Source organism: Kineothrix alysoides (assembly GCF_000732725.1).
Taxonomy (GTDB): domain Bacteria; phylum Bacillota; class Clostridia; order Lachnospirales; family Lachnospiraceae; genus Kineothrix; species Kineothrix alysoides.
This window is the reverse complement of sequence record NZ_JPNB01000003.1, coordinates 229,893-244,960: the sequence shown is the minus strand read 5'-3', so window position 1 is coordinate 244,960 and position 15,068 is coordinate 229,893. Positions and strand designations below refer to the sequence as shown.

13 protein-coding genes are annotated in these 15,068 nt (G+C 45.6%); 9 read left to right on the top strand and 4 right to left on the bottom strand.

Annotation, left to right across the window (positions count from 1 at the left end; translation table 11 throughout):
* The first annotated feature begins 100 nt into the window (after window positions 1–100).
* Both CC90_RS0120945 and CC90_RS0120940 read left to right on the top strand, forming a co-directional pair.
* On the top strand, window positions 101–1,783 hold the full coding sequence (locus CC90_RS0120945; RefSeq protein ID WP_051869933.1) for an exosporium glycoprotein BclB-related protein: 1,683 nt from the start codon (window positions 101–103) through the stop codon (window positions 1,781–1,783).
* A gap of 496 nt (window positions 1,784–2,279) precedes the next feature.
* On the top strand, window positions 2,280–4,931 hold the full coding sequence (locus CC90_RS0120940) for a calcium-translocating P-type ATPase, PMCA-type (protein WP_035316008.1): 2,652 nt from the start codon (window positions 2,280–2,282) through the stop codon (window positions 4,929–4,931).
* A 169-nt stretch (window positions 4,932–5,100) separates the two neighbouring features.
* Here the strand turns inward: CC90_RS0120940 and CC90_RS0120935 are convergent, their stop codons facing one another.
* On the bottom strand, window positions 5,101–5,445 hold the full coding sequence (locus CC90_RS0120935) for a GIY-YIG nuclease family protein (protein ID WP_031392667.1): 345 nt from the start codon (window positions 5,443–5,445) through the stop codon (window positions 5,101–5,103).
* A gap of 220 nt (window positions 5,446–5,665) precedes the next feature.
* Here CC90_RS0120935 and CC90_RS24290 point away from each other — a divergent pair, with 220 nt between their 5' ends.
* From CC90_RS24290 to CC90_RS0120920, 3 genes are read left to right on the top strand one after another with little or no spacing between them, the layout of a single operon-like run.
* Entirely contained in the window at window positions 5,666–5,803 is a 138-nt protein-coding gene (locus tag CC90_RS24290; protein WP_157837574.1) for a hypothetical protein, read from the top strand.
* A gap of 20 nt (window positions 5,804–5,823) precedes the next feature.
* Window positions 5,824–6,501: a response regulator transcription factor gene (locus tag CC90_RS0120925; RefSeq protein ID WP_031392666.1), complete on the top strand. Its 678-nt coding sequence runs from the start codon at window positions 5,824–5,826 to the stop codon at window positions 6,499–6,501.
* On the top strand, window positions 6,494–7,720 hold the full coding sequence (locus tag CC90_RS0120920; RefSeq protein WP_031392665.1) for a sensor histidine kinase: 1,227 nt from the start codon (window positions 6,494–6,496) through the stop codon (window positions 7,718–7,720). Before CC90_RS0120925 ends, CC90_RS0120920 begins: the two co-directional genes overlap by 8 nt.
* Here CC90_RS0120920 and CC90_RS0120915 read toward each other — a convergent pair.
* Window positions 7,704–8,699, bottom strand: a complete 996-nt coding sequence (locus CC90_RS0120915) for an aldo/keto reductase (protein WP_031392664.1) — start codon at window positions 8,697–8,699, stop codon at window positions 7,704–7,706. The genes CC90_RS0120920 and CC90_RS0120915 overlap by 17 nt on opposite strands.
* 61 nt (window positions 8,700–8,760) lie before the next feature.
* Window positions 8,761–9,465: a YoaK family protein gene (locus CC90_RS0120910; RefSeq protein WP_108702675.1), complete on the bottom strand. Its 705-nt coding sequence runs from the start codon at window positions 9,463–9,465 to the stop codon at window positions 8,761–8,763.
* Window positions 9,466–9,667: 202 nt separating this feature from the next.
* Here CC90_RS0120910 and CC90_RS0120905 point away from each other — a divergent pair, with 202 nt between their 5' ends.
* The 4 genes from CC90_RS0120905 to CC90_RS22745 all read left to right on the top strand — a co-directional run bounded on the left by CC90_RS0120905 (window position 9,668) and on the right by CC90_RS22745 (window position 13,852).
* Window positions 9,668–10,549 carry a LysR family transcriptional regulator gene (locus tag CC90_RS0120905; RefSeq protein ID WP_031392662.1) on the top strand — a complete coding sequence of 294 codons (882 nt, stop codon included), beginning with the start codon at window positions 9,668–9,670 and terminating at the stop codon, window positions 10,547–10,549.
* A 102-nt stretch (window positions 10,550–10,651) separates the two neighbouring features.
* Entirely contained in the window at window positions 10,652–11,398 is a 747-nt protein-coding gene (locus tag CC90_RS0120900) for a polyphosphate polymerase domain-containing protein (RefSeq protein WP_051869931.1), read from the top strand.
* Entirely contained in the window at window positions 11,391–12,056 is a 666-nt protein-coding gene (locus CC90_RS0120895; RefSeq protein WP_031392660.1) for a DUF4956 domain-containing protein, read from the top strand. The genes CC90_RS0120900 and CC90_RS0120895 overlap by 8 nt, the downstream gene beginning before the upstream one ends.
* Before the next feature lie 56 nt (window positions 12,057–12,112).
* Entirely contained in the window at window positions 12,113–13,852 is a 1,740-nt protein-coding gene (locus CC90_RS22745; protein WP_051869929.1) for a carbohydrate-binding domain-containing protein, read from the top strand.
* Here the strand turns inward: CC90_RS22745 and CC90_RS0120885 are convergent.
* Window positions 13,847–14,755 (bottom strand): AraC family transcriptional regulator, encoded by a 909-nt coding sequence (locus CC90_RS0120885; RefSeq protein ID WP_031392658.1) that lies wholly within the window; start codon window positions 14,753–14,755, stop codon window positions 13,847–13,849. The two genes, CC90_RS22745 and CC90_RS0120885, sit on opposite strands and share 6 nt — an antisense overlap.
* Window positions 14,756–15,068 lie beyond the last annotated feature (313 nt).

Here is a 15,068-nt window from a genome sequence, read left to right as displayed (position 1 = left end):
CTATTAACTTCAAAATACGACAATATATGCACTGACCTGATAACTTTGCGTATAATATAATTGAAGATAAAATAATGACGATACAATAAGGAGATAAAGCATGTCACTACCAAGGTTTCCGGAAATAAGTCCTCCAATTAGTAGAGAGGACGCCATCAACTTTATTTTGACCTCCATTGCTATGGAGGAGCTGGGATTAAGTCATATTATTAATGCGGAAGGTGAAAAAATTCAATATGCTTTGGGCACTTTGCCGGGTATAACGGGCCCAAATGCGAGTATTGATGAAATTTTAGAAGTAAATCAAAATGTTAGAGAGGTATTAGATAGTACTTTTCAGAATCAGATAATTTTAAAGGCAAAAATGGAAAGAGCTCTTAATGCTTCCTCTGGGGAAGGCCCGACCGGCCCCACCGGCCCTACGGGAGCGACCGGAGCGACCGGCCCCACGGGAGCAACAGGAGTAACCGGAGCAACGGGAGCAACCGGCCCTACGGGAGCAACTGGGGCAGTCGGAGCAACGGGCCCTACGGGAGCAAGCGGAGTAACCGGGGCAACCGGACCTACGGGAGCAAGCGGAGTAACCGGAGCAACCGGCCCTACGGGAGCAACTGGGGCAGTCGGAGCAACGGGTCCTACGGGAGTAACCGGAGCAACCGGCCCTACGGGAGCAAGCGGAGTGACAGGAGCAACGGGCCCTACGGGAGCAAGCGGAGTGACAGGAGCAACGGGTCCTACGGGAGCAAATGGAGTAACCGGAGCGACCGGTCCTACGGGAGCGACAGGAGCAGATGGGGCAGCCGGAGCAACGGGTCCTACGGGAGCAACTGGAGCAGACGGGGCAGCGGGAGCAACGGGCCCTACGGGAGCAACCGGAGCAACGGGAGCAACGGGTCCTACGGGAGCAACCGGAGCAGACGGGGCAGCGGGAGCAACGGGCCCTACGGGAGCAACGGGAGCAACGGGTCCTACGGGAGCAACTGGAGCAGACGGGGCAGCCGGAGCAACGGGCCCTACGGGAGCAACCGGAGCAACGGGAGCAACGGGTCCTACGGGAGCAACGGGAGCAACGGGAGCAGACGGGGCAGCCGGAGCAACGGGTCCTACGGGAGCAACGGGAGCAACGGGTCCTACGGGAGCAACCGGAGCAGACGGGGCAGCCGGAGCAACGGGTCCTACGGGAGCAACCGGAGCAACGGGAGCAGACGGGGCAGCCGGAGCAACGGGCCCTACGGGAGCAACGGGAGCAACAGGACCGACTGGAGCAGCAGGTAATGGAGCAATTATTCCGTTTGCATCAGGTACGCCGGTTGCTTTGACTACTGTACTCGGAGGATTGCTTAATACTTCCAGTGCAATTGGATTTGGTCTTAATCTTCCTGGTATTTCCGCTGCCAGCGGAACAATCAGTCTGCTTGGACTGACAAACTTGGCTTTCTCAGTGCCCAGGGACGGAGTTATTACCTCCTTGGCGGCGTATTTAAGCATTAGTGCTGGTCTTAGCTTAATTGGATCTACTGTTACTGTAACGGCTCAGTTATTCCAGTCCACCACGCCGAATGATACCTTTGTCGCAGTACCGGGTGCAGTAGTCACGCTGGCACCTCCTCTCACAGGGTTAATTTCGATCGGTGATATTAGCAGCGGTATTACTACGGGATTAAACATTCCTGTTGTTGCAGGAACCAGATTACTCTTAATATTCTCTGCGGGGGTTACGGCGGGTCTTGATCTGGCTGCCGCTATCGCGGGTTATGCAAGTGCCGGCCTTGGAATTTCCTAAGAAAGGTTCATAAAACGACCTTTCCAATAGTATAATTTCAAAATGGCGACACTGCTTTGAATGAATCAAATCATAGAAACGGGGCGTCTGTTCACAGGCGTCTCGTTCTCTTCTTATGTAATACGAAAATACGTCTATTACAGAAGCAATGGATGCGCAGCTACGCCCGCCAAGCAAAGGCTGTGCTGCCCAAGTGCTTGGCTGCGAGAGTGTGCGAAGCACACTTTTGTTGCAATTTATTGATAGTCTTTGACAGTTTTCCTTAAACATCGGAATCAATCGTCCATAATGGGGACGAGCTGCTTGTCTGCATGAGTGGTTTCTATTAATGTACGATAAAAAAATTAAAAAATTATTATCTAAAAGAAAAGTACTATCGGTATTTTACTAAATATGATATGCTATTTTCTGTAGCAAATGGATATAATAAAAAGCTGATAGAATGCAGTTCAATATTATATCCTATAACCTAAAAATAAAATTATGGAGGTATGCTGTGAAGAAGTATTTTAACCTATCCGCCTCAGAGACCGCGGAAGACCTACAAGTCGATCTGTCCACCGGCCTTTCCGGTAAGGAAGCCACGGAGCGCAATCAGAAATACGGACCAAACCGTCTGGAAGGCGGCAAAGAAAAGTCCATTCTGGCAATGGCTCTGGATCAGCTTAAAGATTTTTTAGTCCTGATTCTGATTGTTGCTGCAGTGATTTCAATTCTTCTTGGAGAAGAATTGGAAGGCATCGTTATTCTGGCAATTGTTGTACTCAACACTTTTCTTGGTGTATATCAGGAAAACAAAGCCAGTAACGCGCTAAAGGCACTAAAAGAAATGGCAAGTCCGCATGCAAAGGCACTGCGTGACGGTCAAGTCGTTGAGATTGCCTCTCATGAAGTGGTTCCCGGTGATGTGGTTATTTTGGAGGCAGGCGACTATATACCAGCCGACCTGCGTCTGGTGGAATCCATCAACCTGAAAATCGATGAAGCTGCCCTGACCGGTGAATCGGTCCCGGTGGAAAAAGATGCAAAATTAGTTCTACCCGAGGATGCGGGCTTAGGGGATCGCATCAATAGTGCCTATATGGGCACCGTAATAACATATGGGCGAGGAAAGGGTGTTATCACTGACACCGGAATGAAGACCCAGATGGGAAATATCGCAGGTATGCTCAACAGCAGCAGCGACGAGGCTACCCCGCTGCAAAAGAAGCTGGACAGCCTTGGTAAACTGTTAGGTATTGTCTGCCTGTCGATTTGCGGGATTATTTTTCTGCTCGGCTGGCTTCGTGGAATGGAACTTTTTGATATATTTATGACATCTGTATCCTTGGCAGTTGCGGCGATTCCGGAAGGACTTACCGTAGTTGTTACCGTAGTTTTAGCTATGGGTATGCAAAGGATGGTAAAATGCAATGCGATAATTAAGCGTCTGAGCGCTGTTGAGACGCTGGGAAGCACCACTGTCATCTGTTCGGACAAGACGGGTACGCTAACCCAGAATAAGATGACTATTCAGAAGATTTATGATGGCAAAAAGATGTACGACGTAAGCGGCACGGGCTACAGTCCCGCCGGAGATATTCTTGATGCTTCCGGTAATAAGAAAGCGGAGGCGGTACAGAAGATTCTGGAATGCGTTTTGTTATGTAACGATGCGATTTATGACTCTGAAAAAGAAACTATTGTAGGCGATCCTACGGAAGGTGCGATGGTAGTGCTCTCGCACAAGGCAGGAATGGTAAAGGATCAGTGGGATAAAAAATATCCTCGCCTTCAGGAGATTCCTTTCGATTCCGATAGAAAGCTGATGTCTACATTCCATAAGATAGAAGGCAAGACGGTGATGTATACCAAGGGTGCACCCGATGAACTGCTTCGCCGCTGTGTTTCCATCGATTTGAACGGAACCGTTCAGGAGATGACGGAAGAGAATCGTCAGGAAATTCTTGCGGCAAATCAGAATTTTGCGGAGGAGGCACTTCGTGTTATCGGAGCAGCATACAAGCAGGTAGAGCAAGTGGATGCTTCCTTCGAAGCGGAGAACGATTTGACTTTTGTTGGTCTTGTAGGAATGATCGACCCGCCCAGAGAAGAAGCAAAGGATGCGATCAGTGTTTGTAAAAAAGCCGGCATTCAGGTAAAAATGATTACCGGGGACCATAAAATCACAGCTACCGCAATCGGCCGTCAGCTCGGCATCGTTGAAGAAGGCGCTGTTGCTGTGGAGGGACGTGAGATTTCCGAGATGGACGACGAACAGCTTAGAGAGCGTGTGAAGACCGTCAATGTATTCGCTCGCGTTTCACCGGAACATAAGGTACGCTTAGTTGACGCTGTCAGAGCTAACGGCGATATCGCAGCCATGACCGGCGATGGTGTGAACGATGCTCCTTCCTTAAAACATGCCGACATCGGTGTTGCCATGGGTATTACCGGTACCGATGTATCGAAGGAAGCCGCAGATATGATTCTGACGGACGATAACTTTGCAAGCATTGTAAGAGCAGTTGCTGAAGGACGTACCATCTATAGCAACATACGTAAGGTTGTAGGCTTTTTGCTCTCTTGTAACATCGGTGAGATCCTCGTTATTTTCATCGCCATGATTGCGGGCATGCCAGTACCGCTTGTGGCGATACAGCTTCTTTCTGTTAACTTAATTACGGACGCGTTCCCGGCTTTTGCTCTCGGTATGGAAAAAGAAGAACCCGGTGTGATGGACCGTCACCCCAGAGATCCTTCCGAGCCTATCGTAGACAAGCGAATGGCGATTGCTGTTGGAATTCAGAGTATTGCTTTGGCTATCGGTACGCTGGGAGCATTTTCCTATGGATACTTTGCGCATCAGGATATTGATGCAGCGCGTACCGCTTGCTTCCTTACCTTAGTTTTAGGTGAACTGCTTCGTGCTTATTCCTCTCGTTCCGAGAAGGTTTCTATCTTCAAGATGCGTATTTTTGAGAATAGCTATCTCAATAAATGTGTAATTGCCTCCTTGGCATTTTTGCTGGCAAGTATTTATATACCGCTATTCAACCCTATTTTTGGCACTGTAATGCTTTCATTTGACGAAATAATCGTTTCGTTGGTTCTGGCATTGGTTCCTATGCTCGGCGGAGAGTTAGCAAAGAAAGTCACCAACAGATAAATCATCCAAATTTAAAAAGGCGGTACAGCTTGATTGATATGCTGTCCGTCTTTTTTCTATCATAAGGAAGGCAATACATTCACAGCTACGCGCGCCAAGCAAAAGCTGTGCTGCCGAAGTATTTGGCTGTGAGCGTGGGCGAAACACACTTTTGTTCGTCCTATTCCTCTTACCGCCAAAGTGCCGTCGCGTTTTTATTCTCTTCAAAACATTCCTGACGCAGCTTTTCAAGCTCAGAGGTATGGTTGTCGGCCGGATTATCATATTTTAATACCTTTATAACAGATAATTCGAACCCTTCCGGTCCATACTGATTCCATAGCTGAAGCAGGCGCTTGTTAGGATGAAAATTGGTGGACAGCTTGGCATTGGTACTATTAAAGTCTGCTCTTGTATCCTTGGAAATGCCTAAAAAGCTTTCATCGGTTGTTATGCAGCGATAAGAGATGACTCCCATTTCAGGATGTCTATTTTTATATTCTTCAAGAAGAAGTTTTCTTTTTTCTGAATTCATTTTAAAACAATGCTCCTTTCAATTCTTATAAAGCTGATAAATACCTACCTGCAAAGTATAAACAATAATTTGAAAAAGTACAATCTACGCTCCGTAGACAATGTGTGCCTTGAGCTTCTTTAAGGTTTGTTTAAGGTACCTTTGGTATAATTTTTTATATCATAGAAAAAAATATTGCTTTAATGTGTGAAAGTATTGCTTCCTATTACAGAAACTATAGATGCGCGCGGAACAAAAGCTGTGCAGCCAAAGTATTTTGCTGCGAGAGTGTGAGGAGCACACTTTTGTTCTAAAGGAAAAGGATTATATGGGATTTGAGTTTTTGGACTATATGGGATATGATGATGAAAACGGATGATACGGAGGGAGAGAGTGCATATGAGAATCTTGCTGGCTGAGGACGAAAAAGAATTATCGAATGCCCTTGTGGCGATTTTAAAGCATAACAACTATTCCGTGGACCCGGTATATAACGGAGTTGATGCTCTGGATTACGGACTGTCGGAGAATTACGATGTAATTGTGCTGGATATTATGATGCCGGGAATGGATGGCATTCAGGTGCTGGAGCAGCTAAGACAGCAGGGAATTCATACTCCCGTTCTGATGTTGACCGCCAAAACGGAAATAGAGGACCGGATTTTGGGGTTAGATAAGGGTGCGGACGATTACTTGAGCAAGCCTTTTGCCATGGGAGAACTGTTAGCCAGAATACGTGCAATGGGAAGGAGAAAGGCGGAATTTACACCGAATATGATAGAGGCGGGAAATATCAGGCTGAACAAGGAAAATTATGAGCTGTCCAACGGGGAGTCTGCGTTAAGACTTGGGAATAAGGAATTTCAGATGATGGAGATGCTGATGGTAAATCCCAAGCGCATGATTTCTACGGAACAGTTCATGGAACGAATATGGGGATACGATGCCGAAGCTGAAATCAATGTGGTATGGGTATATATTTCCTACTTGCGCAAAAAACTTACTTCCCTGGATGCCAATGTGAAAATCAAAGCGGTAAGGAGCGTAGGCTACACCCTGGAGGAAAGCGATGATTAAGAAATTACAGAGAAAATTCATTATGATTACCATGGGCTCGCTGCTTTTGGTAATGATGCTCTTAATCGGTACCATTAACGGAATCAATGTGTACCAGATGCAGCAGCGTCTGAACGGGGCAATCGATATTTTATCGCAGAACCAAGGGAAGTTCCCTAAGTTCGAAAAAAAGGACCCTCCGAAGGGTGGTTTTCGTTCTGATTTCGAAATGAACGAGGAGACACAGTTCGCAACCAGATATTTTGTTGTGAAAATAGGAGAAGATGGGGATATTATGGAAATTGATACGAGCCATATCGCCATATCTTCTGAGGCCGCGATGAACTATGCCGCTAAGGTACTCTCCTTCAGTAAAGAAAGCGGTTATACGGACGATTACAAATATTCTCTCGTTCGGAATTCAGATGGGTATATGCTGATTTTTGTGTTTTGCAGGGAACAGATTTCTACCGCAACGAAATTCTTGCTCAATTCCTGCGGGGTAGCAGTTATAACCCTCGTTCTCATGTTCCTCCTGGTATCTGTATTTTCCAGACGTGCTATTAAGCCTATTATTGAAAATGCTAAGAAGCAGAAACAATTTATTACGGATGCAGGGCACGAGATAAAGACACCTATAGCGATTATATCGGCGAATGCGGATGTGTTGGAGTTGACAGGAGGAAGCAGCGAATGGATTACCAGTATCCGCAACCAGACGTGCAGACTGGATAAGCTGGTGAAAAACCTGCTCATGCTTTCAAGGATGGAGGAGGACAATCTGAAGCTGGCGCTTGTAGATATGAACTTAAGCATAACCGTAGAAGAAATCGCAGGCTCCTTCCGACCAGTAGCGGAGATGCAAAGTAAGAACTTTCGAATGGATATCCAGCCCGGACTTATGTTCCACGGAGATGAGAACAGCATCCAGCAGTTAGTCTCCACTCTGGTAGATAATGCCATGAAATATTCTGACGAAGGCGGCACGGTAAGGGTCACTCTGTCGGCAGCAAGAAAAGGAGTGAAGCTGGAGGTATACAATACTGTGCTTGAACTGGATACGAAGAATCTTGATAAGCTGTTCGACCGTTTTTATCGGGCGGACGGCTCCCGTTCCAGAGAGACCGGCGGCTACGGCATAGGACTGTCCATCGCCAAGTCTATTGTGGAGGCCCATCATGGAAAAATAGGAGCCAAAAGCGATGATGGGCGCTCCATAAGATTTACTGTAACTTTATAATATTATCGATTTGCTCAAGCTCGTCCGTTGTAAAGGACGTATTTGCCAAGGCTTTGATATTATCGAGAATCTGCGACGGTTTGGATGCGCCAATCAGAACACTGGTTACCATGCCGTCGCGAAGGATCCAGCTCAATGCCATTTCTGCCAAGGTCTGTCCCCTGTCTTTCGCCATTTCATTAAGCTTTTGTATCTGCGCCAGCTTCTCCCCGGTCAAAGAGGAGCCTGTCAAGAAGCGTCCGTCGGTCATAATACGGCTGTCCTGCGGGATGCCATTCAAATACCGGTCGGTGAGCATGCCCTGAGCTAAAGGGCTGAATGCGATAATTCCTTTTTTCAGCTTTACGGCGGTCTTTTTCAGGCCATTTTCCTCGATAGAACGGTCGAAGATAGAATACCTGTTTTGATTGATGATGAATGGACAGTGCAGTTCATCCAATATAGCGGAAGCCTTTTTTAAGGTTTCTCCGTCATAGTTGGAAAGTCCTACATACAGCGCTTTGCCGCTTGTTACACACTGTGCCAGTGCCCCCATAGTCTCTTCCAAGGGAGTGTCGGGATCCATGCGGTGATGATAGAAAATATCTACATAATCCAATCCCATACGCCTTAGGCTCTGGTCCAGACTGGCGATGAGATATTTACGGCTGCCCCAGTTACCGTAAGGGCCCTCCCACATATCATAGCCGGCCTTCGTACTGATGATCAGCTCATCCCGGTATGTCTTGAAATGTTCTTCCAGCAGAATTCCCAGATTCTTTTCAGCGCTGCCCGGAGCAGGGCCGTAGTTGTTTGCCAAATCGAAATGGGTGATGCCGTTATCGAAGGCGGTAAAGCATAACTGCTTCATATTTTCATAGGAAGCGGTATCTCCGAAGTTGTGCCAAAGGCCGAGAGAAATAGCCGGCAATTGCAGGCCGCTGCCGCCGCAATGAGAATAGGTCATAGATTGATAGCGTGAAGATGATGCTTCATACATAATTTGTCTCCTTATATGGTTATTGGTACTATCCATAGTATTGCTTTAAATAGAAGGGAAGTCAAGATTTTTGAGCGAGGTTTTCAAAATCTGTTCTGCGCTGCGCCGCCGTTGCGGCGGTCAATAAAGTAAATGCAGTAATAAGCGGAGCGATGCACATCCAAATCCCTGTTACATGCCAGTTAACTACTGAAATAAATCCAATGACGACACCTGAATGATAGAAAATAAGGGTTAACATAAAAAATTTAAATTTTTGCAGTTCTGCTGATTCCTTTGTACGGCAATATTCTGTGAAGGAATAAACGGTCTGCCTTAAATTGTTGGTGGAGAAAATGGTGGAGCTGGCATATCCCTTTGCGCCGCTGAAGGTCCCCCATTGTAAGCCGGTCATCGCAAAGATCGGATAAAGGGCGACGATAGGATTTATTTTGGCAGGCAAAAAGCCTGTAAATAAAGCGCCTGTCACTTCCGCAACGATACAAATGCAGCGCATATCGGTCTTAACATATTTCGGCAGAAGGAAAGCGATGATCAACGTAATGATGTAGATAAGCAAAGAGAATGTGTGAATTAGTATTTCGCTCACGCTTCCATGAAGCCAGCCGACCATTAAATATATCATATTCGAAGTTTGTGAGGAACCGAAATTCCCCCCTCTTTCCAATAAGGCGTACGCGCCTAAGAAACCGCCGACCATCGACATATTATAATGTAAAAGTAAATCTATTTCATTTCTGATCCATTTAATCATAATGATAACCATGCCTTTCTCATAGCCTGTAAATACGAAATACAGTGAGATGGTATTTCTGTGCAGGAATCGTTACTATCCGGCCTTCTATGTTACAGTTTAGCGGAAGACCAAACTGTGAACAGTATACTACGCACAATAGAATAGCACATTGACTTGATTATCTAAAATACATATAATATATCCTATATCATACTTGAAAGGTATTATAAATATGGAATTAAGAACATTACAATATTTTCTTACTGTGGCTCAGGAATTAAATATTACACACGCGGCCAGGAAACTGAATATTTCTCAGCCTCCTTTAAGCCGTCAGCTGGCACAGCTTGAGGCGGAGCTGGGCGTTTCTCTGTTCATTCGCGGAAAGCGTAAGATTCAGTTGACCGAAGAAGGTAAATACTTGGCGCAGCAGGCAGAACATATTTTAAATATGGCCAATCATACGACCCAGCAGCTAACGCAAATGGGAGAGCAAACCGTAAAAGGATTTCTTTCCATCGACGTGACGGAGACATGCAGTGCCAGTATACTGCCCGATATTATCCCCATTTTTCAAAAGAGATACCCTCTCATCAGCTATGATATATGGTGCGGCAACAGCAATGATATATGTCAGAGGCTGGAGCAGGGTATAGCCGAAATCGGCTTTATCCGCGAGCCTTTTAATTCATCGAATTTTGAAGCAGTTTCCCTGAAAAAAGAAACTTGGATAGCGGTTGTAAGCAAGGACCACCCATTGGCTGCACAGACGACGATACAATTGCACGAGCTATGTGAGGAGCCTTTATTTATTCCTTCAAGACAGCCTTTGCAAAGCGAAATTCATAATTGGTTTTTGGAAATTTCAAAACCCTGCCATGTATTGTGTCTATATAATCAGATTGCGAGTATTATCCCTTTGATCATATCCAATATGGGAATCGCCATCAGTCCTGTTTCCGTGAAGCGGTATACCGATAACGGTAAATTAGCATACTTAAATATTATTGCTCCGGAACATATTTCCTTTTTATCTATGATTCGCAAACGACATCACGTGTTGCCTACCAATGCGGAAGTATTTTGGAATTTTGTACTCGAACAGAATTTATAATAAACTTTAAGTAAATTTAAAGTAAAGTTTAAGGTTCGTTTTAGGTACAGGCGATACAATGAACCTATCAAAAGCAACATGCAAATGATAGGAGGGATTAGGATGAGCCAATACCAGGGAACCTTTAAACGGTATGAAAAGAAATATTTACTCAGTGAGAATACATATAAATTGTTAAAAGAACGGCTGGAGGGCCATATGGTCATTGACCATTTTGGTAAGACCACAATATGCAATATCTACTTCGATACACCGGACCATCAGTTGATCTGCAGCTCATTAGAGAAGCCGGTATATAAGGAAAAGCTAAGGCTTAGAAGCTATGGAACGCCTGCGGAGGGTACTCCGGTATTCGTGGAATTGAAGAAGAAATATAAGGGAGTCGTATACAAAAGAAGAGAAGAAATGGAGCTGATAGAAAGTGAACACTATCTTTACGACAACCTTCCGGCTCCGAGGACAAGTCAAATTGTCCGGGAAATCGACTGGTTTCTGAAATTTTACAAAAATTTACAGCCTGCCATGTATATCTCTTATAATAGAATTGCCATGTACGGCATTGAGGATTCAAAACTGCGTATTACCTTTGACAGCGACATATTGTGGAGGGAAGAAGAACTGCATCTGGAAGCTGGAGTATGGGGCAGTCCCTTGCTGAAGAAGGGACAGAGACTTATGGAAATCAAGATTGCGGGTGCCATGCCCTTATGGCTTTCCCATATGCTGGACGAACTGAACATCTATCCGGTGTCTTTTTCAAAATACGGGCGGGGCTATCAGTATTCCCGGCAGAATATAGGAAAGAAAAATGAATTCACGATACGAAAAGGAGAGATAAAATATGCTTAACTCGATATTAACCGATACATTTTCCATACAGGGCTTTTTAATCTGCATCGTTTGTTCCCTGCTTCTGGGGGCAGCCATCGCTTGGATACATAGCATGTACAACGACAGCAGCAAAGGCTTTATTATGACATTGGCGCTGCTTCCGGCCATGGTACAGATGGTGATCATGCTGGTAAACGGAAATTTGGGAACCGGAATAGCCGTAATGGGCGCCTTCAGCCTTGTGCGTTTCCGTTCCATACCGGGAAGCGCCAAGGAAATCAGCAGCATTTTCCTTTCTATGGCAATAGGTCTTGCCACCGGTACCGGATATATTACGGCAGCTATAATTTTTGTGGTAATTGTTGGAGGTGTGAGCATCCTTTACAATATCACCGATTTTGGTGAGCCGGGAAAGAAGGACAAGGAACTAAGGATTACCATACCGGAAGGCCTGGACTATACCGGAGTATTCGATGATTTATTCGAAAAATATACGACGAAGTCACAACTTATCAGAGTGAAGACTGCCAATATGGGCAGCCTTTACAAGCTGGAGTACCGGATTGCACTGCGGGATAAGGAGCAGGAAAAGGAATTTATCGATGATTTACGATGCAGAAACGGGAACCTGGAAATAACCTGCGGAAGAATATGCTTGGGAAGCGAAGAGCTTTAATATAAAGGTAATGGCAGTTTTAAAATTTGCAGACTATGGTAATGGCAGGGTTATTAATGAAAAAAGTAAGACTATTAATGAGAAAGGTAAGGATTAATATGAAAAATAAAAAAAGAAAAAGGTTGAAAGGCTTGGCAGCAGCTTTGCTTGTGGCAGCTCTTATAACGGGCTGCGGAAACGCACAAGGAAGCAATACGCAGGAAGCGGAAGAAGTAGCTGCCAGTACGCAGACAGCTTCGGACAGCGATCCGAGTGTGCAGACGTCGGCATCAGTGTCTGCGGAATCGCAGGTAGAGGTGGACAAAGAATTCACGGCCAGAGATTTAGACATAGGTTATGAAGAGAGCACGGCGGTATTAATCGCTTTAAAAGGGGAGAGCGCCGAGGTATCAGGAGACGGGGCGAAGGCAGAGGGAAATATAGTGACAATTAGCGATGAGGGCACCTATGTGCTGTCGGGAACGCTTATGGACGGACAAATCGTAGTGGATGCAGAGGATACCGATAAAGTGCAGCTCGTGTTGGACGGAGTTACACTTTCTTCTGCAGATAATGCTCCTATATATATTAAAAATGCAGATAAGATATTCATTACCTTAGCGGAAGGAAGTGAGAACACGCTGACCGATAGCGCAGAGCGCATTCAGAGCGATGACAACAACGTGGATGCGGTTATTTTCAGCAAGGCGGATTTGACGGTTAATGGCAGTGGAGTATTGAATATTACCGGAAATTATAAGCATGGAATCGTTTCTAAGGACGACCTCATCATAACCGGAGGGACACTTAATATCACGGCGTTAAAGGATGCTTTGAACGGAAAGGATTGCGTGAAGATCAAAGATGGAACCTTTAATCTGACGGTAACGGATGGCAATGGAATACAGTCCAAAAACGGCGACGATGCTACCAAAGGCTATGTATATATTTGCGGGGGAGAGATTAACGTTTTGAATGGGCAGGAAGGAATCGAAGGAACAGCCTTAGTCATTGACGGGGGTATGATAGATATTAGGGTTCAGGATGACGGACTGAATGCGGCCAGCGGTAACAGCTCTGCAGAAACCGAAAAGAGCGGCGGCTTTGGCAGGGGCGGAGAAATGGGAAATGATACGAACTGCTATATCGCTATAAACGGCGGCACAATTACGATAGATGCGGGCGGGGATGGGATTGACAGCAATGGCTCCATATATGTAACGGGAGGAACCGCTCATATAAGCGGTCCTGAAGATGACGGAAATGCTGGCTTGGATTATAACGGAAGCGCGCAGATTACGGGGGGGACCTTCGTAGTAACCGGTAGTTCCGGTATGGCGCAGGGCTTTTCGGACAGTTCCACCCAGTATTCCTTATTAAATAACCTTACTTCCGCAGCTTCGGCAGGAACAGAGGCGGTACTTACCGATGCGGACGGCAATGTGATAATATCCGTTACGCCGCAGAAACAATATCAGTCGGTTCTGATAAGCACTCCTGATCTTTTAAAAGATGGGACCTATACCTTGACTTGCGGTGAACAGACGGCAGAGATTACTTTATCCGGCATAGCTACAAGCAATGGACAGCTAAGCGGCTTTGGCGGAGGAGGGGAAAAGATGAACTGGGAGGGTAAGGGGCCGGACGGAAGTCAGATGCCTCAGGGCAGTGAGCGGCCGGACGGAAGTCAGGTACCTCAGGGCAGTGAGCGACCGGATGATGGTCAGATACCTCAGGGTAGTGAGCGGACGGATGATGGTCAGATGCCTCCGGATGGACAGACACCGCCGGGCGGTGAAATAGGTCCGGCGCTATAACGCGGGCGGCTCATGCCCGGCTTTGACGGAAGCTTGATATTCGGAAGGAGTCATGCCCGCGATATGCTTGAATTGTCTGGAAAAATAATGGATGGAATTATATCCCAGCTTATCGGCAATCTGTGAGAAGTTCATTTGTTGGCCGCATATAAGCTGTTTGGCCGCATTTATCTTCATAATGGTGAAATAATCGATGATACCGCAGCTCGTATGATCCTTGAACATCTTCTGCAAAAGGGAGCGTCCCACCAGATTATCCTTGCATATCTGTTGTATTGTCAGCTTGGTGCTGATGTTCTCCTCCATATAGGCGACGATTTTATAAAAAAGCTCGTCCTCTCCCCTTTGGCGGGAGGACTTGGGAATAGCGGCGATGGAAGAACTATTCACGCCAGCGCTTCGTTTTAACTGGATTAATAACTGCAGCAGATAGAGTTGGATAAGCTGTTCGGAAGCGAAGGGAATGGAAGTTTCCTCCCTGCGTATGAGCTCTTGACAGGTCGGGTCATCCATGCGGCCGGAATAGGTAAGATAGGCCTCGCGGATAATATTTCCCAGCAGCGTACTTCCTAAAGGCGTGACCTCTAATACCTTATGCTCGAAGAAGTTCATGGAAGGAGAGCCGCATTCGAAACCGATGATAATCAAATGTGGGGCTGCAGAGCCGTTAGATTGCACACTGTGAGCCTTTCCCGGCTTAAGAAACATAATATCGTCCTTGTTCAGAGTATGAGTTTCCTGATTCACGGTTACGTTGACGGTTCCCTTGTCCACACAGATAAGTTCCCAGAACGGATGCGTTTCTTCCTTTAGAACAAACGCACTCATATATTCGTAGTGGTGGATGGAAACGAGGTTGTCTATGATAAATTCTTTTTTTAAAGTGATACTTTCGTAAGACATATTTGGCCTCCGCAAATAGAATAATTGTTACAGTTCAGTCTTCGGCTAAACAGCAACATGTATGCACACAAAATGCGATAAAACTGCATTTTGCACTTGCAGCCCCCGCAAATTGTATAGAGATACAATTTTGATTTCGCGGTATGGAAGGCTGAACTGTAACGGATAATAATGTTAAAGTAATAATATTAGTGCATTTTTTACAAAAAAGAGATACAATAGTATAAAGAATTGACAATATAAAAACTTATAATCAAATTATAATATAAAGTATATCTTATGAAGGTAGGAAAATAAAGCCTATATTTTATAA